At 69.8% G+C, this 23,420-nt stretch carries 26 protein-coding genes; 14 read left to right on the forward strand and 12 right to left on the reverse strand.

Annotation, left to right across the window (positions count from 1 at the left end; translation table 11 throughout):
* The first annotated feature begins 6 nt into the window (after positions 1 to 6).
* The 4 genes from EV278_RS13225 to EV278_RS13240 all read left to right on the forward strand — a co-directional run bounded on the left by EV278_RS13225 (position 7) and on the right by EV278_RS13240 (position 4,724).
* Positions 7 to 1,383: a DUF4139 domain-containing protein gene (locus EV278_RS13225; RefSeq protein WP_132091951.1), complete on the forward strand. Its 1,377-nt coding sequence runs from the start codon at positions 7 to 9 to the stop codon at positions 1,381 to 1,383.
* Positions 1,384 to 1,661: 278 nt separating this feature from the next.
* On the forward strand, positions 1,662 to 3,146 hold the full coding sequence (locus EV278_RS13230; RefSeq protein ID WP_243692186.1) for a DUF4139 domain-containing protein: 1,485 nt from the start codon (positions 1,662 to 1,664) through the stop codon (positions 3,144 to 3,146).
* A gap of 117 nt (positions 3,147 to 3,263) precedes the next feature.
* Positions 3,264 to 3,791, forward strand: a complete 528-nt coding sequence (locus EV278_RS13235) for a TIGR00645 family protein (protein WP_132091954.1) — start codon at positions 3,264 to 3,266, stop codon at positions 3,789 to 3,791.
* Positions 3,792 to 3,947: 156 nt separating this feature from the next.
* Complete coding sequence (locus EV278_RS13240; RefSeq protein WP_132091957.1) at positions 3,948 to 4,724, forward strand: transglutaminase family protein; 777 nt, start codon at positions 3,948 to 3,950, stop codon at positions 4,722 to 4,724.
* Between the two features lie 25 nt (positions 4,725 to 4,749).
* Here EV278_RS13240 and EV278_RS13245 read toward each other — a convergent pair whose 3' ends face one another.
* From EV278_RS13245 to EV278_RS13255, 3 genes are all read right to left on the reverse strand, one after another.
* Positions 4,750 to 5,454: a hypothetical protein gene (locus EV278_RS13245; protein WP_132091960.1), complete on the reverse strand. Its 705-nt coding sequence runs from the start codon at positions 5,452 to 5,454 to the stop codon at positions 4,750 to 4,752.
* Positions 5,455 to 5,634: 180 nt separating this feature from the next.
* On the reverse strand, positions 5,635 to 6,240 hold the full coding sequence (locus EV278_RS13250) for an EipA family protein (protein ID WP_132091963.1): 606 nt from the start codon (positions 6,238 to 6,240) through the stop codon (positions 5,635 to 5,637).
* 103 nt (positions 6,241 to 6,343) lie between these two features.
* Positions 6,344 to 7,213: an MBL fold metallo-hydrolase gene (locus tag EV278_RS13255; protein WP_132091966.1), complete on the reverse strand. Its 870-nt coding sequence runs from the start codon at positions 7,211 to 7,213 to the stop codon at positions 6,344 to 6,346.
* 109 nt (positions 7,214 to 7,322) lie between these two features.
* Here EV278_RS13255 and EV278_RS13260 point away from each other — a divergent pair, with 109 nt between their 5' ends.
* From EV278_RS13260 to EV278_RS13275, 4 genes are all read left to right on the forward strand, one after another.
* On the forward strand, positions 7,323 to 7,757 hold the full coding sequence (locus EV278_RS13260; RefSeq protein ID WP_243692196.1) for an Lrp/AsnC family transcriptional regulator: 435 nt from the start codon (positions 7,323 to 7,325) through the stop codon (positions 7,755 to 7,757).
* An 84-nt stretch (positions 7,758 to 7,841) separates the two neighbouring features.
* Positions 7,842 to 9,449 (forward strand): exodeoxyribonuclease VII large subunit, encoded by a 1,608-nt coding sequence (gene xseA / locus EV278_RS13265; protein WP_132091968.1) that lies wholly within the window; start codon positions 7,842 to 7,844, stop codon positions 9,447 to 9,449.
* 92 nt (positions 9,450 to 9,541) lie between these two features.
* A complete protein-coding gene (locus EV278_RS13270; RefSeq protein ID WP_132091971.1) occupies positions 9,542 to 9,763 on the forward strand; it encodes a DUF2093 domain-containing protein in 222 nt (73 codons plus the stop codon).
* A gap of 123 nt (positions 9,764 to 9,886) precedes the next feature.
* Positions 9,887 to 10,390 (forward strand): response regulator, encoded by a 504-nt coding sequence (locus EV278_RS13275; protein ID WP_132091974.1) that lies wholly within the window; start codon positions 9,887 to 9,889, stop codon positions 10,388 to 10,390.
* A gap of 1 nt (position 10,391) precedes the next feature.
* Here the strand turns inward: EV278_RS13275 and EV278_RS13280 are convergent, their stop codons facing one another.
* Positions 10,392 to 11,318: a lysophospholipid acyltransferase family protein gene (locus EV278_RS13280; RefSeq protein WP_132091977.1), complete on the reverse strand. Its 927-nt coding sequence runs from the start codon at positions 11,316 to 11,318 to the stop codon at positions 10,392 to 10,394.
* 138 nt (positions 11,319 to 11,456) lie between these two features.
* Here EV278_RS13280 and EV278_RS13285 point away from each other — a divergent pair, with 138 nt between their 5' ends.
* Positions 11,457 to 11,843, forward strand: a complete 387-nt coding sequence (locus EV278_RS13285) for a helix-turn-helix transcriptional regulator (protein WP_132091980.1) — start codon at positions 11,457 to 11,459, stop codon at positions 11,841 to 11,843.
* Between the two features lie 63 nt (positions 11,844 to 11,906).
* Positions 11,907 to 12,743, forward strand: a complete 837-nt coding sequence (gene hisN / locus EV278_RS13290; RefSeq protein WP_132091983.1) for a histidinol-phosphatase — start codon at positions 11,907 to 11,909, stop codon at positions 12,741 to 12,743.
* Positions 12,744 to 12,750: 7 nt separating this feature from the next.
* On the opposite strand, the gene EV278_RS13295 is transcribed toward hisN, so the two are convergent.
* The 5 genes from EV278_RS13295 to EV278_RS13315 all read right to left on the reverse strand — a co-directional run bounded on the left by EV278_RS13295 (position 12,751) and on the right by EV278_RS13315 (position 16,590).
* The gene (locus EV278_RS13295) at positions 12,751 to 13,698 is read right to left on the reverse strand and encodes an alpha/beta hydrolase (RefSeq protein WP_132091986.1); all 948 of its coding nucleotides are present in this window, start codon (positions 13,696 to 13,698) and stop codon (positions 12,751 to 12,753) included.
* A gap of 3 nt (positions 13,699 to 13,701) precedes the next feature.
* Entirely contained in the window at positions 13,702 to 14,010 is a 309-nt protein-coding gene (locus tag EV278_RS13300) for an SCP2 sterol-binding domain-containing protein (RefSeq protein WP_035070458.1), read from the reverse strand.
* A gap of 92 nt (positions 14,011 to 14,102) precedes the next feature.
* A complete protein-coding gene (locus tag EV278_RS13305; protein WP_243692187.1) occupies positions 14,103 to 14,729 on the reverse strand; it encodes a hypothetical protein in 627 nt (208 codons plus the stop codon).
* Between the two features lie 38 nt (positions 14,730 to 14,767).
* Positions 14,768 to 15,658: a class I SAM-dependent methyltransferase gene (locus tag EV278_RS13310; protein WP_132091992.1), complete on the reverse strand. Its 891-nt coding sequence runs from the start codon at positions 15,656 to 15,658 to the stop codon at positions 14,768 to 14,770.
* A gap of 86 nt (positions 15,659 to 15,744) precedes the next feature.
* Positions 15,745 to 16,590, reverse strand: a complete 846-nt coding sequence (locus EV278_RS13315) for a class I SAM-dependent methyltransferase (RefSeq protein ID WP_132091995.1) — start codon at positions 16,588 to 16,590, stop codon at positions 15,745 to 15,747.
* Positions 16,591 to 16,829: 239 nt separating this feature from the next.
* On the opposite strand from EV278_RS13315, the gene EV278_RS13320 reads away from it, so the two are divergent.
* Positions 16,830 to 17,297 carry an Hsp20 family protein gene (locus tag EV278_RS13320; protein ID WP_132091998.1) on the forward strand — a complete coding sequence of 156 codons (468 nt, stop codon included), beginning with the start codon at positions 16,830 to 16,832 and terminating at the stop codon, positions 17,295 to 17,297.
* 89 nt (positions 17,298 to 17,386) lie between these two features.
* On the opposite strand, the gene EV278_RS13325 is transcribed toward EV278_RS13320, so the two are convergent.
* The 3 genes from EV278_RS13325 to gpmA all read right to left on the reverse strand — a co-directional run bounded on the left by EV278_RS13325 (position 17,387) and on the right by gpmA (position 20,885).
* On the reverse strand, positions 17,387 to 18,649 hold the full coding sequence (locus tag EV278_RS13325; protein WP_132092001.1) for a pentapeptide repeat-containing protein: 1,263 nt from the start codon (positions 18,647 to 18,649) through the stop codon (positions 17,387 to 17,389).
* A gap of 142 nt (positions 18,650 to 18,791) precedes the next feature.
* Entirely contained in the window at positions 18,792 to 20,051 is a 1,260-nt protein-coding gene (locus tag EV278_RS13330) for a pentapeptide repeat-containing protein (RefSeq protein ID WP_132092004.1), read from the reverse strand.
* A gap of 120 nt (positions 20,052 to 20,171) precedes the next feature.
* The gene (gene gpmA / locus EV278_RS13335) at positions 20,172 to 20,885 is read right to left on the reverse strand and encodes a 2,3-diphosphoglycerate-dependent phosphoglycerate mutase (RefSeq protein WP_132092007.1); all 714 of its coding nucleotides are present in this window, start codon (positions 20,883 to 20,885) and stop codon (positions 20,172 to 20,174) included.
* Between the two features lie 122 nt (positions 20,886 to 21,007).
* Between gpmA and EV278_RS13340 the strand changes: the two genes are divergently transcribed.
* From EV278_RS13340 to EV278_RS13350, 3 genes are all read left to right on the forward strand, one after another.
* Positions 21,008 to 21,250: a hypothetical protein gene (locus EV278_RS13340; protein WP_132092010.1), complete on the forward strand. Its 243-nt coding sequence runs from the start codon at positions 21,008 to 21,010 to the stop codon at positions 21,248 to 21,250.
* The gene (locus EV278_RS13345; RefSeq protein WP_132092013.1) at positions 21,247 to 22,203 is read left to right on the forward strand and encodes a KpsF/GutQ family sugar-phosphate isomerase; all 957 of its coding nucleotides are present in this window, start codon (positions 21,247 to 21,249) and stop codon (positions 22,201 to 22,203) included. Before EV278_RS13340 ends, EV278_RS13345 begins: the two co-directional genes overlap by 4 nt.
* Positions 22,204 to 22,272: 69 nt before the next feature.
* Complete coding sequence (locus EV278_RS13350; RefSeq protein WP_132092016.1) at positions 22,273 to 23,403, forward strand: HPP family protein; 1,131 nt, start codon at positions 22,273 to 22,275, stop codon at positions 23,401 to 23,403.
* Positions 23,404 to 23,420: the final 17 nt, after the last annotated feature.

Here is a 23,420-nt window from a genome sequence, read left to right on the forward strand (position 1 = left end):
TCTTTCATGTTCCGTCACGCGTTGCTGGCCACGGCCGCTCTTGCGCTCAGCACCACCGCGCACGCCCAGACCGAGCCCAGGCTGTCCGTGACCATCTACAACAACGACCTGGCCCTGGTGCAGGACGTGCGCGAGACCAACCTCGCCGTCGGTCGCCAGAAGCTGGAGTTCAAGGACGTCTCGGCCGCCATCCGTCCCGAGACCGTCAGCCTGTCGGCGGCCGGCCTGTCGGTGGTGGAGCAGAACTTCGACTACGACCTCTTGACCCCCGACAAACTGATGGAAAAGGCGGTCGGCCAGCAGGTGAAGATCGTCCGCACCAATCCCGGCGACGGCAAGGAGACCACCGAGACCGCCACCGTCCTGGCGGCCAACGAGGGCGTGGTGCTGAAGATCGGCGACCGCATCGAGGTGCTGCGCGACGACGGCGTGCCCACCCGGGTGATCTTCGACAAGGTGCCCGAGACCCTCCGCGCCCGCCCGACCCTGTCGGTGACGGTCGAGGCCGACAAGGCCGGCCCCCGCCCGACCACGCTCAGCTACCTGACCACCGGCCTGTCGTGGAAGGCCGACTATGTGGCGATGTTCGACGAGACCAAGGGGGCCCTGGACCTGCAGGGCTGGATCACCCTGGGCAACCAGTCGGGCACGGCCTTCGTCGACGCCGAGACCCAGCTGGTGGCCGGCTCGGTCAATACCCTGGCCAATGACAACGGCGGCTATCGCCCGCCCCGGCCGCCGACGATCCAGGCGGCCGGGACCGAGAGCGGGACCGGCGAGCGGGTCGCCGACTACTATCTCTACCCCCTGCCCCACCGCACGACGATCGCCGCCAACCAGAACAAGCAGGTCGGCTTCCTCAGCGCCCAGGGCGTGGCGGCCCGGAAGGTCTACGAGATCCGCCAGGGCTGGTTCTCCAGCCAGGCCCAGCCGGAGTCGGCCACCGTCGCCATCCAGTTCAGCAACGCCAGGCTGGCGGGCCTGGGCAACCAGCTGCCGGCGGGGGTGATGCGGGTCTATGTGCGCGACAAGGCCGGCGATCCGAAGTTCGTCGGCGAGAACGCGATCGACCACACGCCGGCCGGCTCGGAGCTGTCGATCAAGACCGGCGACGCCTTCGACGTCACCAGCCAGGCCACGCTGGTCAGCGACGAGAAGGTGTCCAGGACCCGATCGCGCTATACGATGAAATACCTGATCCGCAACGCCCGGCCCGAGCCGGTGACGGTCGAGCTGCGCCAGGGCGGCCTGGGGCGTGACGGCGAGGTCAAGGCCGAGAGCCTCAAGAGCCGCCGCATCGACGCCCGCACCCTGGGCTGGAGCGTGCCGACGCCCGCCAACGGCGAGACGACGCTGACCTTCACGGTCGAGACGGGCTGGTGATCGGCCAAGCCTTCAGGAGAGCGACCTTCTCCTTCCTTCACCCCTTGCGGGAGAAGGTGGCGGCGAAGCCGACGGATGAGGGGTCGACGGACGACCGCCGGCTGGCTTCGAGCGCTTGCCGGACAGGGCGGCGCGTCCCCTCATCCGACCTCCTGTGGAGGCCACCTTCTCCCGCAAGGGGAGAAGGAAGGCGGAAGATCGCTCTCGCCGCGGCGTTCCTGCTCTCCCTCCCCACGCAGGCCCTGGCCGACACCATCGCCTCGCCCGGACCGGACAAGGTGGCCGTCACCCTCTATCGCGGCGGCGACGGGCCGTTCCAGGCGCTGGAGGACTGGCAGCGCGAGGAGGCCATGGCCAAGGGCCTGATCCAGGTCACCGAGACGCGGTCGGTGTTCCTGCCCGCCGGCCGCCACACCCTGCGCTTCGACGGCGTCGCCGACGCCCTGATCCCCCAGAGCGCCACGGTGGAAGGGCTGCCCGGCCCGACCGTCGAGCGCAACTACGACTACGCCCTGCTCAGCCCCGGAACCCTGGTCGAGCGCTCGCTGGGCCAGGCGGTGAAGATCGTCCGCACCAATCGCCGGACCGGCCGTCGGACCGAAGAGGCCGCGACCCTGCGCCAGGGGCCCGAAGGGGTGGTGCTGCAGACCGCCGGCGGGGTCGAGGCCCTGGGCTGCTCCGGCGGCGCCGAAGCCCTGGTGTTCGACAAGGTCCCGGCCGGCCTGTCGGACAAGCCGGCGCTGTCGACCGTGGTCGACGTCGCCGCGCCGACCCAGGCGACCCTGACCCTGTCCTACCTGGCGATCGGCGTGAACTGGCAGGCCGACTACGTGGCCCACATCCATCCCGACGGCAAGGCGCTGGACCTGACCGGCTGGCTGACCCTGGTCAACGCCAGCGGCACCAGCTTCGCCGACGCCCCCACCCAGGCCGTGGCCGGCCGGCTGGCGCGCGAGGAGGTGGACGTGAAGCGGGGCGAAGCCAAGCGGCTGGCGCGCGGCTGCTGGCCGATGGACACCACCCATCACGGCCGGCGCCTGGCCCCTCCACCGCCGCCCGCGCCGCCGATGATGATGGCGCCGGCCCCGGCGATGATGGAAGGCGGGCTCGACGAGGTCGTGGTCACCGGCCAGCGCGCCAAGCTGGCCGAGCAATCCGAGCTGGGCGACTACAAGCTCTATACCCTGCCCGAGCCGGTCACCGTCGCCGCGCGCCAGACCAAGCAGGTGGCCTTCCTCGACCAGAAGGACGTCGCCTTCCAGCGGCTCTACGTCTTCCAGCTCGACACCTGGAACGACTATGACGACGCCGATGATCCGCCGGCCGCCCAGGTCGTGCTGCGGCTGGACAACAAGCCCGCCGAGGGCCTGGGCAAGCCCCTGCCGTCCGGCGCCCTGGCGGTGTTCGAGACGGCCAACGGCCGCCCCGCCTTCGCCGGCGAGCAGGCCATGCGCGACGTGCCCGTCGGCCAGCCCTTCGACCTGGCGATCGGCGAGGCCATGGACGTGCGGATCCGCCCGCGCCTGGTCGCCGAGCAGGATCGCCGCCGCGATCGCGTGCGGAAGGTCTACGAGGTCGACCTAGCCAACGCCAAGACCGTTCCGATCGCCGTGGAGGTGCGAACCCCCACCGACCGGTCAGGCTTCAAGATCATCGCCGAGCCCGCCGCCCACGATATTCGCGACGGCGCCGCGGCCTGGCGATTCTCCGTGCCCCCCAACGGTCGCAAGACCGCCCGCTTTGTGGTGGAGTACGACGACTAGAGCCCCGACCCGACTGCGTCGAGTCGGGGCTCTGGATATTTGTTTTGGGCATCTTCTGACGACGAACCGGTGTCCACTTCGTCGGAAAATGCTCTCGTCCACAAGGTCGCCGGCCCGATGCAGAAACCCTTCCTCGAAACCTGGTTGGAACGCGGTCTGTTCGCCTCACGCTGGCTGATGGCGCCGTTCTACGTCGGGCTGGTCGTAGCCCTGGCGGCGCTGATCGTGGTGTTCTTCCAGGAACTGGGCCACGAATTGCCGCGCCTGCCGGAGATGAAGCCGGAGGACGCGATTCTGCTGGCCCTGTCTCTGATCGACCTGTCGCTGGCCGCCAACCTGCTCGTGATCGTCATCCTGTCGGGCTACGAAAACTTCGTCTCCAAGATCGACACCGCCAGCCACGAGGACCGTCCCGAGTGGATGGGAACCGTCGACTTCTCGGGCCTGAAGATGAAGTTGATCGCCTCGATCGTCGCGATCTCCGCCATCGCCTTGTTGAAGTCGTTCCTAAAGCTGACCGAACCGGAGGCGCCGCTCGACCAGCCCCGCCTGATGTGGCTGGTGATCGTCCACCTGTCGTTCGTGGTGTCGGGCGTGCTGCTGGCGCTGATGGACTACATCAACGGCCGGGTCGCCAAGCACTAGAGCAAATCGCGCGACATAGGAATCGCACGACTTGCTCTAGATTTTTGTTTTCGCATCGCTTTTGCGGAAAACCGTCCACTTTTCCGCGCGATGCTCTAGAACCGCTGAACCTCGCGCCCCGCCAGCCGTTGTCTGGCCTGAACGAAGGGGCGGACCATGCGCGTGCATGTCGAGGCGCGGCTGGACTACGACTTCCCCGAACGGGTGGACTCCCTGCTGCAGATCGAGGCGGCGGTCGCCGACGACCAGGCGGTGCGCGACGAGCGGCTGGTGTTCGACCCGCCCCTGGCCTTCACCCGCCGCGACGACCCGGCCACCGGCGAGCGGCGCGTGGCCTTCACCTGCCAGGGACGGCTGGCGATCGCCTATGACGCCGTGGTCGAGATCGCCGATCGCGACATGGCCCTGGCCGGCGCCGCCCCGCACGCCGTCGCCGACCTGCCGATCGGCGCCCTGTCCTATCTGCGCGGCAGCCGCTACTGCCCGTCCGACATCTTCGAGACCATCGCCGACCAGAAGTTCGGCGCCCTGCACGGCGGCGCGCGGGTGGCGGCGATCGCCGAGTGGATCGCCGGCCACCTGGAGTACCGGATCGGCTGCAGCGACGCCCGCACCACCGCCCTGGAGACCTACGTCCAGCGGGCCGGGGTTTGCCGCGACTTCGCGCACCTGGCCGTCACCCTGTGCCGGGCCAGCGACATCCCGGCCCGCGTGGCCAGCGTTTACGCCCCGGCCCTGGAGCGGCCGGACTTCCACGCCGTGGCCGAGGTCTTCGTCGGCGGTCGCTGGCGCCTGCTGGACCCCACCGGCCTGGCGCCGGTCGACGGCCTGGTCCGCATCGCCTACGGCCGCGACGCGGCCGACGTGGCCTTCCTGACCATCTTCGGCAAGGCGACGATGGTGGCGCAGAGCGTGGCCGCGACGAAGGTTTGATCCTCCTCGCCCAAGGGAAGAAGGCTCACGCCGCCTTCCTCCGCCGCGGCTTCGACTTCTTCCCGAACACCCGCTCGAACAGCACGAAGGCCGCCGGCAGGGTCAGCAGGAACGAGGCCAGTCCCGCCGCGCCCTTGGCGACCAGCACCGTGGCCTTGGGCACGCCATAGATCGTGAACACCTTCACCGGCAGCAGGATCTGCGGATCGCCGCCTTGCGCCTGGCCGTTGGCCGAGATCGGAACAGCCTTGAACGTGGCCGGGCTGACATTGAACCGCACCAGCAGCATGTGGTCGCCCTCAGTCTTGGGCGTGATGATCCATTTCACCCGCTCGACGCCGGTGGCGGCGATGCGCTGGATGTCGAATGCGTGGCTTGGTCCCGGCGTCAGGGTCAGGTCGGCGCCGCTGAGTTCGACCTTCAGGCCGGCGGGCGGCTGGACGTCGCCATGGCCATAGGCGCCGCCAGTTTTCCACGACGCGCCGCCGGTCGTGTATTCGGCCTCCAGAACCCCCTCCTCGTTCTCGCGGATCGCGCGGGGATAGGTGATGTTCAGCCAGCCGATGGCCGTTCCGGCCGGGTCACGGACGACGAAGCGCGGCGCGACGGCGGCCGCCGCTGGCGGCCGGCCCGCGGCCGCGCCGGCGTCGATCGCCCGGGGCAGCAGCACGGCGCAGGCCGCCGCCAGCCCAAGCCAGACGAACCAGGTACGCTTGAGCCACTGCGACATGGCGCTTCCCCGCGTCGGGCCGCCGCGAACCGACGTCTCCGCGCTTCCCGTGGAGATTGATAATGACGGGGAACTCGCGCAAATCCAAGCGGCGGGTGGGGCGCGTGGATTCGCCCTTGCCCCCACCTGACCGCTCCGCGGTCTGTCCCCCCATAGGGGGCGGAGCGCCCCCGTGAGCCCCTAGAACGGCAGGATGTTGCGCTGGCGACTATAGGCCAGGTAGCCGACATTGGCCCCCAGGCGCAGGCCGACGCCGGCGCGGATCGGGGCCAGGGTGATGGTGTCGGCGCGCTGGTAATTCACGCCCAGGCCGCCGACCAGATAGGCGGTGCCCTCCACGCCGGGGAAACGGCGGAAGATGGCGTCCGGATACTGCAGGTTATAGCACAGGGTGAAGACCCGGCTGGCGTTGCCGCCCCAGTCCCAGCCCACCGACGGGCCCTGCCAGAACACCTCCTGGGTGTCCTTGCCCTTCATGTACAGCAGGCCCCGGCCGTAGCGCAGGCCCACGCCGATCGCGCCCGAACCCTCCTCGCCCGCGACATAGCCGGTGGGCTGGCCGTTGTCGCGGAAGGCGCGCTCGATTACGGCGCCGATGCTTTCGGCGGTGACGCCCAGGAAGTCCGAGCCGCTGCGGATCATCTCGTCGGCCGAATAGGTCTGGGCCCGGCCGGTGTCGTACTGCGACCGGGGCGGCGGGTCGCCCGGGCGTTCCTGGGCCGTGCTGGCGCAGGCGCTCAGCCCGGCGGTGGCCATGCCCGAAAGGATCAGCTTGCGGCGGTCCATGTGCTCTCTCGCGATTCCAACGGCCTGGACTGTCTCAGCCCTTTGAGTCGGGTTTGCGGCTGGAAGCTTAACGGCGGGTTAACCATGAGGGGCCAGGACGCTCTCAGGCGTTCCAATCCAGCCACTCGCCGGGCTTGAGCGCCTGGACGGCCACGCCGCGGCGGGCGCCCTCGGTCCGGGTGCGCTGGAGGGCGTCGGACAGCTCTTCGTAGCCGTCGGCGCCATGAACCCCGTAGTGGATCGGGACCAGGGTCTTGGCGCCAAGGATCTTGGCTGCGGCGACCGCCTGGTCCGGCGTCATGACGCTGGACACCTCAGCGGCGGGTTCGCGCCAGGCGAACCGCGCGCCGTTGATGGGCAGAAACACCGCGTCGAACGGACCAAATTGTCGGCCAATCTGCCACCAGGCGCCATGCCAGAGCGTGTCGCCGGCATGCAGGATGCGCCGCCCGCCGCCGCTGATCACCCACGAGGCCTGCGGATCGCCATAGCCGTCGACGGCCGGGACGGCGGTGGCGACAAAGGCGCCGCCCAACATCTGCGGCTCCCAGAGAGGAGCGGATCGAATGCGGCTCACCCCCGGCGCGACGATCGCGCCGAGATTGGCGGGATACAGCAGCAGGCCCTGGTCGCCGAGCGCCTTGGCGACGGCCTTGGCGTCGAAATGATCGGAATGGCGGTGGGTGATCAGCGCATAGCGGTCACCCTCGAAATCGCCCAGGTCGGGCAAGGGATCGGACAGCGCGGTCCCCCAGACGGAGGGATCGGCCAGGAGATCCACGCCCAGGGTCGCGCCTGGAAGGGCCAGCTTGAGTCCCGCCCAGGCCAGGCGCTGGATCCGCAGCCTCCGGTCATCGGCGGCGGACGCCGATTGAGCGGCGAGCAGCCCCGCAAAGCCGCCGCCAAGAAGCCCGCGGCGGGTGAGCGCGGTCTTGACGGGCGGGACGGGCTGGGGATTGAGATGCGTGGGCATGGATCGCCTCCGGTTTCGCGAAGCGCGACCCTAGGGGGCGCGAACGCCGGAAATCGCCGCGATTGTGTCGCCTGGACCGGCGATTCGCCGGCATGGAGGACGCTTGCAGGTGCTGGACGACAAGGACGAAGCCCTGATTCTCGCCCTGGAACGGGACGCGCGGGCCAGCGTCGTGGCCCTGGCCCGGGAGATCGGCCTGTCACGCAGCGCCACCCAGGAGCGCCTGGGCCGCCTCCAGCGCGGCGGGGCGATCGCCGGCTTCACGGTGGTGCGCGGCCGGGCCGATGGACGCACGCGCCTTGCCGCCTGGCTGATGATCCGCCATGCGCGCGGCGGAACCTGCGCGCGCTCGGTCGTCCCCCTGAAGCGGATTCCGGAGGTGAAGGCCGTCCAGTCGCTGGCTGGCGATCCCGACCTGCTGGTGCAGGTCAGCGCCGCCGACGCCGCCGATCTGAACCGGATCGCCGAAGCCGTCCGCGCCCTGCCGGGCATCGGCGAGGTCACCACGCACGTCGTCCTCACCGACCATCTGCGCCGGCCCTGACGGACGCCGGCCTCCCGTCACATCCGCCGGGGTAGCGCGGCGCCCCATTTCAGCCGAACCCCGATCCGTCCTATCTAGAACCCCATGACCGACGCCATCGCCCCCGATTCCAACGCCCAGGCCTATTCGGTCTCGGAACTGGCCTTCGCCCTGAAGCGGACGCTCGAGGATCGGTACAGCTTCGTGCGGCTGCGCGGCGAGCTCTCCAAGGTCACCCACCATTCCAACGGCCACGTCTACCTGACCATCAAGGACGACAAGGCCGCCATCGACGGGGTGGTCTGGAAGGGCAATGTCCGCCAGCTGCAGATCCGGCCCGAGCACGGGCTGGAGGTCATCGTCACCGGCAAGATCACCACCTATCCGGCCGGCTCGCGCTACCAGATCGTCATCGAGACCATGGAGGCCGCCGGCGTCGGCGCGCTGCTCGCCCAGCTGGAGCGCCTGAAGGGCAAGCTCCAGGCCGAGGGGCTGTTCGCGCCGGACCGCAAGCGTCCCCTGCCGGCCATGCCGGCCGTGATCGGGGTGATCACCAGCCCGACCGGGGCGGTGATCCGCGACATCCTGCACCGCATCCGCGACCGCTGGCCGTGCCGGGTGCTGGTCTGGCCCTGCGTGGTCCAGGGCGACGCCGCGGCCGGCCAGGTCAGCGCCGCGATCCGGGGCTTCAACGCCATAACGCCAAACCACGAAGGAGGAGGCGGTCCCGTGCCGCGTCCCGACATCCTGATCGTCGCCCGGGGCGGCGGCTCGGTCGAGGACCTGTGGGCCTTCAACGACGAGGGCCTGGCCCGCACGGTGGCCGAGGGGACGATCCCGCTGATCTCGGCCGTGGGCCACGAGACCGACACCACCCTGATCGACTTCGTCTCCGACCGCCGCGCCCCGACCCCCACCGCCGCGGCCGAGATGGCCACCCCGGTGCTGGCCGAGTTGCGGGCCCTGGTCAGCGACTACGACCGCCGCCTGAACACCTGCGGCGGCCGGGCCGTCGAGGAGCGGCGCACCCGCCTGATCGGCGCCGCGCGCGGCCTGCCCCGCCCGGCCGACCTGCTGGCCCTAGCCCAGCAGCGCCTGGACCTGGCGGTGCGCGGCCTGCCGCGCCTGGACGACCTGACCGCCCCATCCGAGCGCCGGTTCAGGGAGGTGGCCGCCCGGCTGGACGCGGCCCTGCAGCGCAACACCGACATCCACGCCCGTGACCTCTTGAAGGTCACCGCCCGCCTGTCGCCCGACACCCTGCATCGCCAGCGCGCCGACTGCGGCCGCCGGGTCGGGGACCTGTCGCGGCGGCTGGACCTGGCGGCCCGCCGCGTTCCCGAGCGCGTGGCCCAGCACGCCCGCCTGCCCGCCCTGCAGGACCGGATGAACAACTGCGCCACGCGGCGGCTGGAGCGCGAGGCCGACCGGCTGATCGCCCTGGACAAGCTGCGGCTGTCGCTCAATCCCGAGCGGCCGCTGGAACTGGGCTTCGCCCTGGTCCGCAAGGCCGATGGCGCGATCGCCCGCTCGGCGGCCGAACTGACCAGCGGCGAACGCGTGAACCTGAAGTTCAAGGCCGGCGACCGCGACGCGGTGATCGACGGCGAGGGCGCGACCTCGGCCCCGCCGCCGACCGTGGCTCCGCCTCCGCCTCGCCCCGCGCCGAAACCCAAGGCGCCGCCGTCGCCGGATCAGGGAAGCCTGTTTTGACCTCGCCCCGCCCCTCCCCGGCGAACGCCGGGATGGGCGGACCATGATCCCGGCGCCTGTTCCCCAGCCGCCAACTGGCGTAAAAGACTCCCATGAACGCGTTCGATCCCAATCTCGGCAAGTCCGGCGGCCCGGCCACCCTGCACTATGGCGACGGCGAGTTCGCCATCATGAGCCCGGGCCAGTACGTGCTGTGCGCCGTCACCGGCGCCAGGGTCGCGCTGGAGAACCTGCGCTACTGGAGTCCCGAGCTGCAGGAAGCCTATGCCGGTCCCGCCGAAGCCCTGAAGCGCTGGCGCGAAAGCCGGGGCTGAGGCGCCGCCCCGCCACACGCTTGGCGCGAGCGCCTCGCGACGAATTCGCCCGCCCGGGGATCGACAGGTCGTTGACCGTACAGTATCCCCCGCCATCCCCTTTGGCGATGGAGGTCCGCCCGCATGTCCGCGACGCTGGAACAGCTGCGGTTTCTGCTGGTGGACGACAACCATCACATGCGGGCGATCGTCTCGACGATCCTGAAGGGCGTGGGCGTGCGCCACGTTCTGGAGGCCATGGACGGGGCCGAGGCCCTGCAGGTGGTCCGCGACCACCAGATCGACATCGCCATCGTCGACTTCCGGATGTCGCCCCTGGACGGGGTGCAGTTCACCCAGCTGGTGCGCCAGTCGCCCGACAGCCCCGACCCGTTCCTGCCGATCATCATGCTGACCGGCTTCGCCGAGCGCCACCGGGTGTTCGAGGCCCGGGACGCCGGGGTCACCGAGATCGTCGTCAAGCCGGTCACCGCCCGCTCGCTGCTGGACCGGATCAACACGGTGATCTTCAAGCCCAGACCGTTCATCCGTGTCGACGACTATTTCGGCCCCTGTCGCCGCCGCCGGGACGATCCGGCCTATGACGGCCCGCGCCGCCGCAGCCACGAGCGGGCGCTGGAGCTTTAGCTCAATCGCCCCGCGCGGCCAGGGCGGCGTAGACCTCGTTGGGCCAGCGACGATGAACCCAGAACCACTCCTCGGGCCGCTCGCGGATGCGCTCTTCCATGAAGGCGTTGACCAGCCGCACCCCGGCCTCGATGTCGGCGGTGCGGTCGCCCGTATTGGGCAGATGGATCGGATCGTGGACAACCGCCCGGAAGCGCGCGCCCTTGATCCGCTGCACCGACATCGGCTGCAGCACCGTCCCAAAGCGGATCGCCAGGCGCGAGGGCCCCGGGGCGGTGCGCACCGGATGGCCGAAGAACAGGCCCTCGACGCCGGTGTTGAACTTCTGGTCGTTCATCAGGGCCACCGACTTGCCCTGCTTCATGCCTTCCAGCAGCTCGCGCGCCCCGTCCCCGCCCTTGGGCGCGAACAGCCGCACGCCGTAGCGGAAGCGGCTGGCCTTGATCCGCTCGTCGACATACGGATTGTTGGCCGCCCGATAGGTCATCTCGCAGACGACGCCGGAATCGACGATCGCGGCGGGCATCACCTCCCAGTTCGACAGGTGTCCCGAAACGAAGACCACCGGAACCTTGTCGGAGGCGATCTGGAACAGGCGCTCCTGGTTGACCACCTCGACCCGACCGGTGGACGGCAGGATTTTGTCCATCAGCGGAAACTCGGCGAAGGTGCGGCCAAGGCCGTCCCACTGCGCCTTGAGCATGGCCGCCCGCCAGGCCTCGTCCTTGTCCGGGAAGGCCAGTTTGAGATTGCGGACGGCCACCTTGTGCGCGCCGCTCAGGGGACCGACCGTGCGTCCCAGCCAGCCGCCGAACGCCGAGGCGGCGTCGACGCCCAGCAGGCGCACCACGCCGATGAACAGGTCGAAACCCAGCGCTTCCGCGCGCCACAACAGATCCTGAGCCCAAGGCCGACGCTTATCCGACATGAACCCTTACTAGCCTGCTTCGCGCACGAGGGGGACTCGCGGCGTAGGTGCAGTCGCGCGGTTCGCTCGGCACGCGACTTGCGGACCACAACCCAGACCGTTCCGTTTCGGGACGGAGTCGGAAATCGGGGCGTCATCATGAGTAACGACATCGATGTGTATCTGGGCAAGCGGTTGCGGCGTCGCCGCCGCCTGCTGGGCCTGACCCAACAACAGCTGGCCGGCACTGTCGGGGTGCGCTTCCAGCAGATCCAGAAATACGAGTGCGGCGCCAACCGCATCTCGGCCGCGCGGCTGTGGCAGCTTTCCGAAGCGCTGGAAGTCCCGGTCGGCTATTTCTACGACGGCCTGTCGGACCGGATGGAGAAGGAAACCAACCTCGAGGCCGAAGGCGGTGGCGAGATGTTCGCCCGCAAGGAGACGCTGGACCTGGTGCGCGCCTATTACCTGCTGGGCGAGCGCCCGCGTCGTCGCCTGCTGGACCTGGCCAAGTCGCTGAACGGCGGCGAGGTGCTGGAAGCCTAGGGGGTCCTGCTTGGCGATCGCGAACGGTGGCGTCGAGTCGAAGGGCGGGCTAAGTCCTCGTCCATGACCCTCGCCGCCACCTCTCTCGCCCAGCTCGACGCCTTCGTCATCGACCTCAACCGCGCTTCGGCGGCGGCGATCCTGCCGCTGTTCCGGGCCGATCACGGGCTGGAAGACAAGGGGGCGGGCAAGAACCTGCCGCGCGAAAGCCACGCGGCCTTCGATCCGGTGACGGAAGCCGACCGCGGCGCCGAGGCGGCGATCCGCAAGCTGATCGCCGAACGCTATCCCGAGCACGGGGTGATCGGCGAGGAGTACGGCGAAGACCGTCCGGACGCCGAGTTCGTCTGGGTGCTGGACCCGATCGACGGCACCCGCGCCTTCATCTCCGGCCTGCCGCTGTGGACCACCCTGATCGGCCTGCGCCACCAGGGCCGTCCGGTGCTGGGCTCGATCGGCCAGCCCTATACGGGCGAGATCTTCATCGGCTCGGCGGCGGGCTCGCGCCTGCTCTCGCGAGGGTCGGAGCGCGCCATCCGGGTGCGCGAATGTCCGCTGCTGACCGACGCGATCATCGCCACTACCGACCCCGACGCCTGTTTCGACGGGGCCGAGCGCGGCGCCTGGCTGCAGGTGCGCGCCGCCGCCAAACTGGCCCGCCTGGGCTGCGACGCCTATGCCTACGCCATGGTGGCCATGGGCAAGATGGACATGGTCATCGAGGCCGGCCTGAAGGCCTGGGACATCGAGGCGGCCATTCCGCTGATCGAGGGCGCGGGCGGGATCGTCACCGACTGGCGCGGCGAGCCGATCGGCCAGGACGGCGGCCAGATGGTGATCTCGGGCGACCGCCGATGCCTGGACGAGGCGCTGGTGTCGCTGCGGCGGTCGGCGAAGTAGCGTTCGCTCAGAGAACCCCTTCCACCGTCTCGTCGAACGCCTTCCAGAACACGGCCCGGCGGTCATCCGTCTCGATCAGGATCTCGTGGAAGGCGTCAGGGATCTCGACGTAGCGGCCGTTCGGGATGCGGCCGGCGATCGACTTCTCGTCGGCGACCAGCACGCGGCTGTCCTGCCCGGCGGCGACGATGGTCACCGGGATCGACACGGCCTCGACTCCCTTGGTGCGGCGCAGGAAGGCGCAGGCCGAGAAGGCGAAGTCGGTCCAGCCCCAGGTGATGCCGCCCAGGGCTATGTCCGGGTTCGCCTTGATCTGAGCCCGATGACGGGCGTAGCGGGCCGCGTCATGGGTCAGGGCGTCCTTGGGAAAGCTCTGGACGAACGGGTCGCCGGCGTCGCCCAGCACATATTCGCCCCGATAACGCGAACGGCTCATCAGCCAGGCCAGGGCGCGGGCCCCGCCGGCGGGCTTGCCGCCGGTGTTCAGGCCCAGCATCGGCGCCGACAGCACGGCGGCGGCGAAGCGCTGCTCGCCGGTGGCCAGGACCAGCATCGTCAGGCAGCCGCCCATCGAGTGTCCCAGGGCGATCCAGGGTCTGGGCAACCGCGTCTCGAACGCGGCGAGCAGGGCCTGATAGTCGCCGAGGAATTCCTTGAAGCCGGCCGCGTGGCCCTTCAGCCGGTCCGGCAAGGCACGATGCGACAGGCCCTGCCCGCGCCAATCGTGAACCAGGACGACGAAGCGACGGTCCAGCAGATCCTGGACGACCTCGAAATACTTCTCGATCGGCTCGCTGCGGCCCGGGCTGACCACGACCGAGCCTCGGGATGGGCCCGCCGGTGAAAACAAGGCGGCGCGGAGGGTCGCCCCGTCCGCGCCGCTGAACCACTCGGCCTTTCCATGGTCGGGAACGGGCGCCTCGGGAATCGAGACCAGCGGCGCCGCGTCCCCCATCGATCAGCGCATCTTGGCGAAGAGGGCCGCCATCTTCGACTGCAGGGCCATGGCCGTGCCCATGTCCGACAGCTTCAGCTTGCCGGTCATGACCGCCATGGTCGGGTCGAGCGCGCCGGCGCCGATGGCCAGCAGGTCATCCATCGACAGGGTCATGGTCAGGTCGGCCGGCTTGTCTTCGTTGGTCACCGAGCCGCCATCGATGTGGATGACGCCGGCGTCCTTCAGGTCGAACTTCAGGCTCTTGCCCAGGCCGCTGTCCTCGCCGACGGCGGCCTTCATGCGATCGGTGATTTCCTGCAACGTAGCCATTAGCGCGTCTCCCTCTGTGGCGCGTGGATTCTGCGGCGGCAGACTGGCCGCTGGATCGCCGCGAGTAAACACTGTTCAGACGCGCCGGCGGCTTATTTCTTCCTGTCGTAATAATCCACCGCCGTCGGGGTTTTGGCCAGGCGAACCCGGGCCGCGCCCTTGAACTGGCTGGGCTCGAAGACGACCGCTCCGGCTTCCGTCGGAAGCGGCCTGGAGCTTCCGTTGGGGAAGATGGCGACGCCGGACTCGGCTTTCTGGAAGGCCAGGCCCTCCATCTGCGGCGCCAGCAGGGCCATGGCGCCGGCGGCCTTGCGGATCGCGCTGTTGGACTCCTCGACCGTCGCCACAAGGTCGTGGGAGTCGTAATCCGCTGACGGCTTGAGTACGGGGTCCAGCAGCATCGCCGTGCCGAACTTGGCGTCCGCCGGAACGTCGAGATGCAGCTGCGCCTTGGCCTGAAGCTGGGCCAGGGTCGGCAAACGTTCGAACCGCCCCTGATCGTCGATCGGCAGAGGGGTGCGCGCGCCGCTCGCCTCGATCAGGGCGGCCTTCACCCCGGCGGCGGGCTTGCCGTCGCGCCGCAGGGCGTAGGTGACCTTTATCCGGGCCCGTTCGGCCGGCGACAGCTTCAGCATCGATTCCAGGAACGGAAAGACCTTGGTCGCCGGCACGGTCTTGCCGGCGTCGGCCTGGGCCAACGGCGCGAGGGCCAGGACCATCAGACCCACAAGGGCGGCGCGATGTCTCAAGAGCGTCCTCACTTCGGCTTGACGAACTTCAGGGTCATGCGATCGCTCTCGCCGATCGCGTCGTACTTGGCGTGGTCGAACCCCGGCTCGGCGGGCTCGCCGCGCGGCGCCGAGAGGCGGGTCGGCGGCAGGGTCCAGACGCCGAACGGATGGTCCTTGGTGTCCTTGGGATTGGCGTTGATCTCGCTCTCGCCGGCCAGGACGAAACCCGCCTCCCGGGCCATCTCGACCACATAGGCCTGCTGGACATAGCCGTCGGCGGCCAGGACGTCCTGCACCCGCCCGGGCTCGCCGCGATGCTCCTCGATCCCCAGAACCCCGCCCGGCTTGAGTGCGTTCAGCGCCTCACGGAAGGCCTTTTCGGCCAGGCCGGCCGCCATCCAGTTGTGGAGGTTGCGCAGGAACAGCACGAGGTCGGCGGATCCCGCCGGCGCCACCGGGCCGCTGGTCGGCCCGAAGGCCGTGACGACGACGTCGCCATAGAGCTTCTTCTTGTCGGCCAGCTTGCGCCGGTATTCCTCGACCGCGACCTTGGCGGCGGGGTCGTCCGGCAGGTCGGTCTGCAGCGAGGCGGCGTAAAGCTTGCCGCCGGTCGCCGCCAGGTAGGGAGCCAGGATGTCGGTGTACCAACCAGCTCCCGGCCAGAACTCGACCACCGTCTGTCCCGGCTTGAGCCCCCAGAATTCCAGGCTCTCGACGGGATGACGCCAGACGTCGCGCGCCTTGTCGGCGGGCGAGCGCCAGGCGCCCTTCGCCGCCGTCGCCAGGGTCATGGGCCCCGCCTTGGCCGCCGGCTTGTCGGCCTCGGGCTTGGCGTCCTTTCGGCCACAGCCGGTCAGGCCCAGCGCGGCAGCCCCCGCCAGCAAGCCCCGCCGCGACCATCGAAGTCCTGAAGCCATGCCTTCCCCCGCCACCAACTCGCACCCTGATCATGCACCCGACCTTGGCGAAACGGCGCCGGTCGGCACGTTTTCGGCAAGCTGCCTCAACCCGGCTTGCGGAAGCGCAACGTCATGCGGTCGCTCTCGCCGATGGCGTCGTACTTGGCGCGATCGAAGGCCGGATCGGCCGGCTGGCCGTCCGGCGCGCTCTGCCGGGTGGGCGGCAGGGTCCAGACGCCGAACGGGTAGTCCTTGGTGTCCCTGGGATTGGCGTTGATCTCGGACTTGGCGTCGAGCTTGAAGCCGGCCTTTTCCGCCAGGGCCACCACCGTGGCCGTGGCGAGATAACCGTCCGCCCCCTTGTCGGTTTCCGACTTGGGATCGGCGCGATGGTCCTCGACCGCCAGGATCCCGCCGGGCTTCAGCACCGCGAAGAAGTCGGCGAAGATCTTGTCGGCCACGCCCGGCTGGACGGTCCAGTTGTGGACGTTGCGCGCGGTCAGGACCAGATCGGCCGAGCCCGGCGCGCCGAGGGGGGCGGCCACCGGGCCGAAGTTCACGAACTGCACGCTTCCGTACTTGTCGGGGTTCGCGAACCGGGCCTCGAAGTTCGCCCGCCCTTTGCGCGCGCCATCCGAGGTCTTCGGATTGGCCAGGTCGGCCACGCCGGCGACATAGGTCCCGCCCGTCGCCTTGGCGTAAGGCGCCAGGATTTCGGTCCAGTAGCCGCCGCCCGGCGACACCTCGATCACGGCCCGGCCGGGTTTCAGGCCCCAGAAGGTCAGGCTGTCATAAGGATGGCGTGCGCCGTCGCGGGCCACATTGGCCGGCGTCCGGTCGGGCGAGGCGATGGCCGCCCTCAGCGCGGCGTCTTCGGCGGCAAGTACGGGGGAGGCGGAGAGGCAAAAGGTCGCGGCGGCGACCAGGAGGAGATGGCGGCGGCAGGTCATCGTCGAGGTCTCCGGGGCGGCCCAGGGGGCGGGCGAGCCGACCTTAACGGTGGCCGATCCTCGATCAAGCGATTCACCACCGGGGCGTTCATTCACCCCCTTGAAGTCGAAAAACGGCTCACCACCTTGATCACGAAGGCGCTGGAAACCCGGGCCTTCCGGACCGTCGGCGACGCCAATCCGGGTCGCCAAAGGACTGAACAGACTGAACAACCTTGCTTGATGAGAAGGATGTGACCATGCGTACGATCGACCTGTCCCCCCTGTATCGCTCCGTCGTCGGTTTCGACCGGCTGGCCGCCCTGCTGGACGCCGCCGCCTCGAACGAAGCCGCCTCGGGCTATCCCCCCTACAATATCGAGCGCACCGGCGAGAACGCCTACCGCATCGAGATCGCTGTCGCCGGCTTCAAGTCGGAAGAGCTCGGCATCGAGGTGAAGGAAAACCTCCTCACCGTCACCGGCCGCAAACCGGCCAATGACGAGACCAAGCGCTACCTGCATCGCGGCCTGGCCGAGCGCAATTTCGAGCGCCGGTTCCAGCTGGCCGACTATGTGGTCGTGACCGACGCGGCCCTCTCCGACGGCCTGCTGTCGATCTCGCTGAAGCGCGAACTGCCCGAAGCGCTGAAGCCGCGCACGATCGAGATCAAGTCGGCCGCTCCGCTGATCGAGGGCGACAAGATCGAAGGCGAGAAGGCAGCCTAACACTACCTTCGCGCGTTACTCTGTTCCCCCTCTAGAACTTCCAGGGCGGCGCGATGCGCCGCCCTTTTTTCTGGCGGAAAGCAGCCAGCCTAGGCGGGCGCTAGGTCCAGGCCCTGGACCTGATTGAGATCGCAGTCGCGCAGGCTGATCCGGTCCAGCCGCGCGCCGGTGAAGTCCGCGCCGCGCAGGTCGGCGCCGTCGAGCACGGCCTCGCTGAGATCGGCGGCCTGCATCTGAACGTAGCGCAGCCGGGCGGCTTTCAGGTCGACCAGGGTCTTGCGCTGGGGCCCCAGGGGCAAGGGCGACAGGAAGGCCTGGCGCAGGTCGGCCTTGGTCAGGTTGGCGCCCGTCAGCTTGGCGCCGCGCAGGTCCGCGCCGCGCAGATTGGCCGTCCTCAGATCGGCGTTCCGCAGATCCGCGCCCTGAAGCTGGGTTCCCGACAGGTCGATCCCGACCAGGCAGGCCCCCGCGGCGCTCATCGCCGTCAGCCGCAGGCCTTTGAGCCGCTCGCCGAGCGGGCGCAGGTCCTCGCCGTCGAGCCGCGCGGGTTGGCCCTCCTTGCCGCCGGTCCGGCACCAGGCCTGGTTGGCCAGGCAGCGCTGGTAGATCTCCTCGGCCCGAGACACGGCCTGTTCGGTCGACGACGCCAGGCAGCCCTGCATCGCCGCGCCGCTGGTCCGAGCGGTGGAGGTGTCGACCCCCGCCATGACCGCGCCGGTGAGGTTGGCCCCTTCGAGATTGGCGCCCTTGACGTCGGCGCCTTCCAGGATCGCGCCGCTCAGATTGGCTTCCTTCAGGTTGGCGCCCGACAGCTTGGCCCCACGCAGCGAACAGTCGCTGAAGTCAGCCTTGAACGCCGAGACGCCGGCGAATTGCGAGCCGTCCAGGGTGGCGCCCGAGAAGTTGACCTCGTCGGCCTCGCCGTTGCGGGTTTCGTGGCGGAGGGTGTCGAACCCCTTTCGGGGGTGGGGGACGGCCACCTGGCCTTCGCGAAAATCGGCCTGGGTCAGGTCGGCCAGGGACAGGTTGGCGCCGCGCAGGCAGGCGCCCCGCAGGTCGGCCCTGACCAGCACGGCCTGACGCAGGTCGGCCTGGCGCAGGTCGGCGCCGAACAGGTTGGCCCGCTCCAGCCGCGTGCGGACCATGCGGCAGCCGTCGAGAATCGAGGCGGAAAAGTCGGCGTCGGCCAGGTTGCGGAACGACAGGTCCAGGCCCGCCAGGTTCATGAAGCGCAGGGACGCCCGCTTGCCGCCCTGCTTGCCTGTTACGAATTTCTCGTGGGCCGACACGATCAAGTCGAGCTCGGCCTGGCTCAGGCGTCGTCGCCCCGCGATACTCTGCGCCGCATTCATGTCCTACGCTTCTCCCCCGAGAAACCCCTTGATCCGCCTGCGAAAATACCAGCGATCGACGAGCGAAGCGTTAAGGCCGCGCGGTTTTGTCGCAACTTTGGCGAACGGGCTGTGGAAACTTCGCCGTTAGCGCTAACGGAGACTAGATCACGTCATCCAGGCCGCGAGCGCCCATGCGGATCGCGCCGGTGACATCCACATCCTTGAGCAGGGCGTTGGTGAAGTTGGCGCGCGACAGGTCGGCGCCGCTCAGGCAGGCCTGGCGCAGGTCCGCCCGGGCGAAGTCGGCGTTGGTCAGCAGGGCCCCGGTCAGGTCGCTGGGCAGCAGGCGGTCGCGGCCGATCAGCAGCGGCCCCAGCTGGGCCTCGCGCAGGTCCGACCCGGCCAGCTTCGCGCCCTTGAGGCGAGCCCCGCGCAGGTCGGCCCGGCGCAGGTTGCACGAGCGCAGATCGGCGCCTTCCAGCTGCGCGCCCTGCATCTGCACACTTTCCATGTCCAGGCCGTAGAACACCGCCCCCTTGGCCGAGAGGGCCGTGAGGTTGAAGCCACGCACGGATTTCAGATTGCGCAGGTCGGCCTTGTCGAACACCGAAGGCGCCCCCTCCGCGCCGCCGGTCTCGCACCAGCGGGCGTGGTCGGCGATCATCTGCTCGTAGGGCATGTCGGACACGTCCTTGCCCGCCGCCTTGTCGGTCAGGGCGCCGTCCATGTTGGTGTCGTTGATGTTCCACGACATGGTCTTGGCGCCGACCAGGACCGCGTTGCGCAGGTCGGCCCCGACCAGGTTGGCGCCCGACAGGTCGGCTCCGGCCAGGTTCGCGCCGTTGAAATTGGCCTGCTTAAGGTTGGCCCGAACCAGCTTGGCGTCCTTGAGGATCGCGTCGCTGAAGTCGGCCTTGGTGGCGATGATCCCCGACAGGCGCGAGCGTTCCAGGTTGGCCCCGGCCAGGATGGCGCCGGTGGCCATGGCCTCGCGCTGGACAGGTTCGATGATGCGATAGCCTTCCTTGCGGTCGGCGGCGGCGATCTGGCCCTCGCGCAGGTCGGCCTCGAACAGGTCGGCGCCGGTGAGGTTGGCGCCGCGCAGGCTGGAGCCGCGCAGGTCGGCGCGTCGCAGCGAGGCGTCGGTCAGGTCCGAGCCCTGCATGTCCGCGCCGTACATGTTGGCGTTGTCGAGCTTGGCCTTGCGCAGGTCGCAGCCGACCATCAGGGCGCCGGTGAAATCGGCGTCGCACAGGTTGCGGCCCGTGACCGACAGGCCCGACAGGTCGCAGAAGGCGAAGACGGCCCGCGCCCCGCCCATCCGAGCCGACCACAGGCGGTCATGCTTGGCGCAGATCACGTCGACGTCGTGTTGCGTCAGGCGCTTATGCTCTTGGCCTGCCGCGGGAGGGGCGCTCATGGCTGCTCTTGTCGCTCCCCGAAGGGCTGGACCCCTACAATGCGCGCCCCGCATTAACGCTGAGTTTCCAGGCATTTCGGGACACCGGAGCCTGATCTGCCCCGGTGTCCGAACGCCGGATCAGCGCGCCGTCGGCAGCGGCTGAGCCCGGCTCTCGTCGAGGTAGCGGGCGCCGGTCGGCTTGAGCGCGCCGTCCAGGTCGATGACCAGCGGATTGCCGGTCGGGATCTCGACATGGACGATGTCGGCGTCGGGCACGTTGAACAGGTGCTTGACGATGGCCCGCAGCGAATTGCCGTGCGCGGCCACCAGGATCGTCTCGCCGGCCGACAGCTTGGGGGCGATGGCCGCCTCCCAGTAGGGCAGGACGCGGACCAGGGTGGTCTTCAGGCTTTCGGTGCTGGGCAGGTCCTTGCCGGCGTAGCGGCGGTCCTTGCTGAAGTCGTACTCGCCGCCCGGAGCCAGCTCCGGCGGCGGGATGTCGTAGGAGCGGCGCCAGATCGTGACCTGCTCCTCGCCGTGCTTCTGCGCGGTCTCGGCCTTGTTCAGCCCGGTCAGGCCGCCGTAGTGGCGCTCGTTCAGCCGCCAGTCCTTGGTCACCGGCACGAAGCTCTGGCCAGCCGCGTCGAGCGCGAGGTTGCAGGTGCGGATGGCCCGGGTCTGGACTGAGGTGAAGGCCTCGTCGATCTCGACGCCTGCGGCCTTGATCAGTTCGCCGCCCTTGCGAGCCTGGGCCTCGCCCTCGGCGGTCAGGTCGACGTCCACCCAGCCGGTGAAGCGGTTTTCGAGATTCCATTGGCTCTGGCCATGGCGCAGCAGGACGAGAACGGGCATCGGACCTCCAGGATGTGACGCAGCGCGGGCTAAGCCCCGGCCGGCCCCGCGTCAAGCGTCCCGCCCTTTCCTCGCCCCGCTCTCGCCCTTCTCTCCTCCGGGGGGCGTGCTATAGGCAGGCCATGCCTGATCGCATCCTCATGCCTTTCCTGGCGCTCGTCGGCCTGGCCCTCGTCGCGTTCTCGCTTGTCTGGCCCCAGGGCTACGGCGCTCGCTCGCCGGGGCCGTTCGGCTCGGTGCCGATCCAGCAGACGCCGGAGATGCAGGCCAAGATCCAGCGCGAGAAGGACGCCGCCGCCCAGCACGACCGGCAGGCCCGCCAGCAGGTGAGCGACGCCCGCGCCGCCGAGGCGGGGGCTCCGTGAGCGCTTTCGACGCCGTCGCCGTCGGCCGGCGGGTCCTGAACGCCGAGGCCGAGGCCCTGGGGCTGCTGTCGCAGTCGCTGGACGAATCGTTCGTCCGCGCCGTCGAGACCCTGTTCGACGCCAAGGGCCGGGTGGTCTGCACCGGGGTCGGCAAGTCCGGCCACGTGGCCCGCAAGATCGCCGCCACCCTGGCCTCGACCGGATCGCCGGCCATGTTCGTGCACGCCGCCGAGGCCAGCCATGGCGACCTGGGCATGATCGGCCAGGGCGACGTGGTGCTGGCCCTGTCGAAGTCCGGCGAGGCCCGCGAGCTGTCCGACACCCTGGCCTACGCCAAGCGGTTCTCGATCCCGACCATCGCCGTCACCGCCGTGGCCGACAGCCAGCTGGGCCGGGCCGGCGACATCCTGCTGCTGCTGCCCGACGCGCCGGAAGCCACCGCCGAGGTCAGCGCCCCGACCACCTCGACCACCCTGCAGATGGCCCTGGGCGACGCCCTGGCCGTGGCGCTGCTGGAGCGGCGCGGCTTCACCGCCAGCGACTTCCGGGTCTTCCACCCGGGCGGCAAACTGGGGGCCATGCTGCGCACGGTCGCCGACCTGATGCATGGAGAGGGCGAGCTGCCCCTGACCCGCGAGGACGCCTCGATGTCCGAGGCGTTGCTGGTGATGAGCGAGAAGCGGTTCGGCGCGGTCGGGGTGGTCGCGCCGGACGGATCGCTGAGCGGCCTGATCACCGACGGCGACCTGCGCCGCCACATGGACGGGCTGATGGGCCATGTCGCCGGCGAGGTCATGACCCGGGGGCCGCTGACCATCGCGCCCGGCGCCCTGGCGGCCGAAGCCCTGAAGCTGATGAACGAGCGGCGGATCACCGTGCTGTTCGTCGTCGACCAGGGCCGCCCGGTCGGCATCCTGCACGTCCATGACCTGCTGCGCGCCGGAGTGATCTGAGACTAGGACGCGCCCGCCGCGGCGGTGGCCCGTCTGGCCGCGACCCGGCCTGACCCGAACCCCGAGATCATGCGAAACACCCTCGTCCTGGCCCTGCGCGGCCGCCAGCCTATCCGCCCGCAGGACCTCCTGCGCTCGGGCCTGGGCGCCCTGATCGGCATTCCGGCCACCGGCCTGCTGGCCCACCTGATCGCCAGCGGGCGGCCGTCGGCCCTGCCGCTGCTGATTCCGCCGATCGGCGCTTCGGCCGTGCTGGCCTTCGCGGTGCCGGCCAGTCCGCTGGCCCAGCCCCGCGCCGTGGTCGGCGGCAACATGGTCTCAGCCCTGGCCGGCGTGACCTGCGCCCTGGCCTTCCATCCGCATCCGGCCCTGGCGGCGGCGGCCGCCGTGGCCTGCGCGATCATCGCCATGGGCCTGCTGGGCTGCCTGCATCCACCGGGCGGCGCCGTCGCCCTGGGCGCGGCCCTGGTCGCCGGCCCGGTCGGCCCGGCCTCGTTCGGCTACGTCTTCGTGCCGGTGGGCCTGTGCTCTTTGCTGCTGGTGCTGTCAGCCATGGCCTATGCCCGCCTCGTCGGGCGGTCCTATCCCCACCGCGTCGCGCCGCCCGCCAACGTCCACGACACCCACGACGTCCCGCCCCTGCGGCGCGTCGGCTTCACCCAGGCCGACATCGACAACGCCCTGGCCCACTATGGCGACCTGCTGGACGTCGACCGCGAGGACCTTGACGCCCTGTTCCGCGAGGTCGAGCTGCAGGCCCACCGCCGGATCCACGCCCACATCCTGTGCAGCGACATCATGTCCCGCGACGTACTCAGCGTGGACCTGCACCAGAGCGCCGAGAGCGCCCTGGCCTATATGCGCGCCCACGACCTGCGTAGCGCCCCGGTGGTCGACGCCGACCGCAAGGTGGTCGGCATGGTGCGCCGCGCCGAACTCCAGACCGGGCGGGAAGGCCCGGTCGAGGCGGTGCTGGACCCGTTCGTGCACAAGGTCCGGCCCGGCACGGCGATCGAGGCCCTGCTGCCGATCCTGTCCAGCGGGATGGCGCACGAAGCCATGGTGGTCGACGAGAACCGGGTGCTGCTGGGGATCATCACCCAAACCGACCTGCTGGGCGTGCTCTACCGGGCCCACATCGTCGAGGCGGTGGCCCTGCAGCGGGCCGAGGCGTCCGACGCGATAGACCCGGCTATCTAGGCGGATCGGCCTTCAAA

It is taken from the genome of Caulobacter sp. BK020, from assembly GCF_004342605.1.
Classification (GTDB): domain Bacteria; phylum Pseudomonadota; class Alphaproteobacteria; order Caulobacterales; family Caulobacteraceae; genus Caulobacter.

Bases quoted from the DNA above. Each gene is read 5' to 3' on its own strand.
- EV278_RS13225 (WP_132091951.1), top strand. From the start codon at position 7: ATGTTCCGTCACGCGTTGCTGGCCACGGCCGCTCTTGCGCTCAGCACC.
- EV278_RS13235 (WP_132091954.1), top strand. From the start codon at position 3,264: ATGCAGAAACCCTTCCTCGAAACCTGGTTGGAACGCGGTCTGTTCGCC.
- EV278_RS13240 (WP_132091957.1), top strand. From the start codon at position 3,948: ATGCGCGTGCATGTCGAGGCGCGGCTGGACTACGACTTCCCCGAACGG.
- EV278_RS13245 (WP_132091960.1), bottom strand. From the start codon at position 5,454: ATGTCGCAGTGGCTCAAGCGTACCTGGTTCGTCTGGCTTGGGCTGGCG.
- EV278_RS13250 (WP_132091963.1), bottom strand. From the start codon at position 6,240: ATGGACCGCCGCAAGCTGATCCTTTCGGGCATGGCCACCGCCGGGCTG.
- EV278_RS13255 (WP_132091966.1), bottom strand. From the start codon at position 7,213: ATGCCCACGCATCTCAATCCCCAGCCCGTCCCGCCCGTCAAGACCGCG.
- xseA (WP_132091968.1), top strand. From the start codon at position 7,842: ATGACCGACGCCATCGCCCCCGATTCCAACGCCCAGGCCTATTCGGTC.
- EV278_RS13270 (WP_132091971.1), top strand. From the start codon at position 9,542: ATGAACGCGTTCGATCCCAATCTCGGCAAGTCCGGCGGCCCGGCCACC.
- EV278_RS13275 (WP_132091974.1), top strand. From the start codon at position 9,887: ATGTCCGCGACGCTGGAACAGCTGCGGTTTCTGCTGGTGGACGACAAC.
- EV278_RS13280 (WP_132091977.1), bottom strand. From the start codon at position 11,318: ATGTCGGATAAGCGTCGGCCTTGGGCTCAGGATCTGTTGTGGCGCGCG.
- EV278_RS13285 (WP_132091980.1), top strand. From the start codon at position 11,457: ATGAGTAACGACATCGATGTGTATCTGGGCAAGCGGTTGCGGCGTCGC.
- hisN (WP_132091983.1), top strand. From the start codon at position 11,907: ATGACCCTCGCCGCCACCTCTCTCGCCCAGCTCGACGCCTTCGTCATC.
- EV278_RS13295 (WP_132091986.1), bottom strand. From the start codon at position 13,698: ATGGGGGACGCGGCGCCGCTGGTCTCGATTCCCGAGGCGCCCGTTCCC.
- EV278_RS13300 (WP_035070458.1), bottom strand. From the start codon at position 14,010: ATGGCTACGTTGCAGGAAATCACCGATCGCATGAAGGCCGCCGTCGGC.
- EV278_RS13305 (WP_243692187.1), bottom strand. From the start codon at position 14,729: ATGGTCCTGGCCCTCGCGCCGTTGGCCCAGGCCGACGCCGGCAAGACC.
- EV278_RS13310 (WP_132091992.1), bottom strand. From the start codon at position 15,658: ATGGCTTCAGGACTTCGATGGTCGCGGCGGGGCTTGCTGGCGGGGGCT.
- EV278_RS13315 (WP_132091995.1), bottom strand. From the start codon at position 16,590: ATGACCTGCCGCCGCCATCTCCTCCTGGTCGCCGCCGCGACCTTTTGC.
- EV278_RS13320 (WP_132091998.1), top strand. From the start codon at position 16,830: ATGCGTACGATCGACCTGTCCCCCCTGTATCGCTCCGTCGTCGGTTTC.
- EV278_RS13325 (WP_132092001.1), bottom strand. From the start codon at position 18,649: ATGAATGCGGCGCAGAGTATCGCGGGGCGACGACGCCTGAGCCAGGCC.
- EV278_RS13330 (WP_132092004.1), bottom strand. From the start codon at position 20,051: ATGAGCGCCCCTCCCGCGGCAGGCCAAGAGCATAAGCGCCTGACGCAA.
- gpmA (WP_132092007.1), bottom strand. From the start codon at position 20,885: ATGCCCGTTCTCGTCCTGCTGCGCCATGGCCAGAGCCAATGGAATCTC.
- EV278_RS13340 (WP_132092010.1), top strand. From the start codon at position 21,008: ATGCCTGATCGCATCCTCATGCCTTTCCTGGCGCTCGTCGGCCTGGCC.
- EV278_RS13350 (WP_132092016.1), top strand. From the start codon at position 22,273: ATGCGAAACACCCTCGTCCTGGCCCTGCGCGGCCGCCAGCCTATCCGC.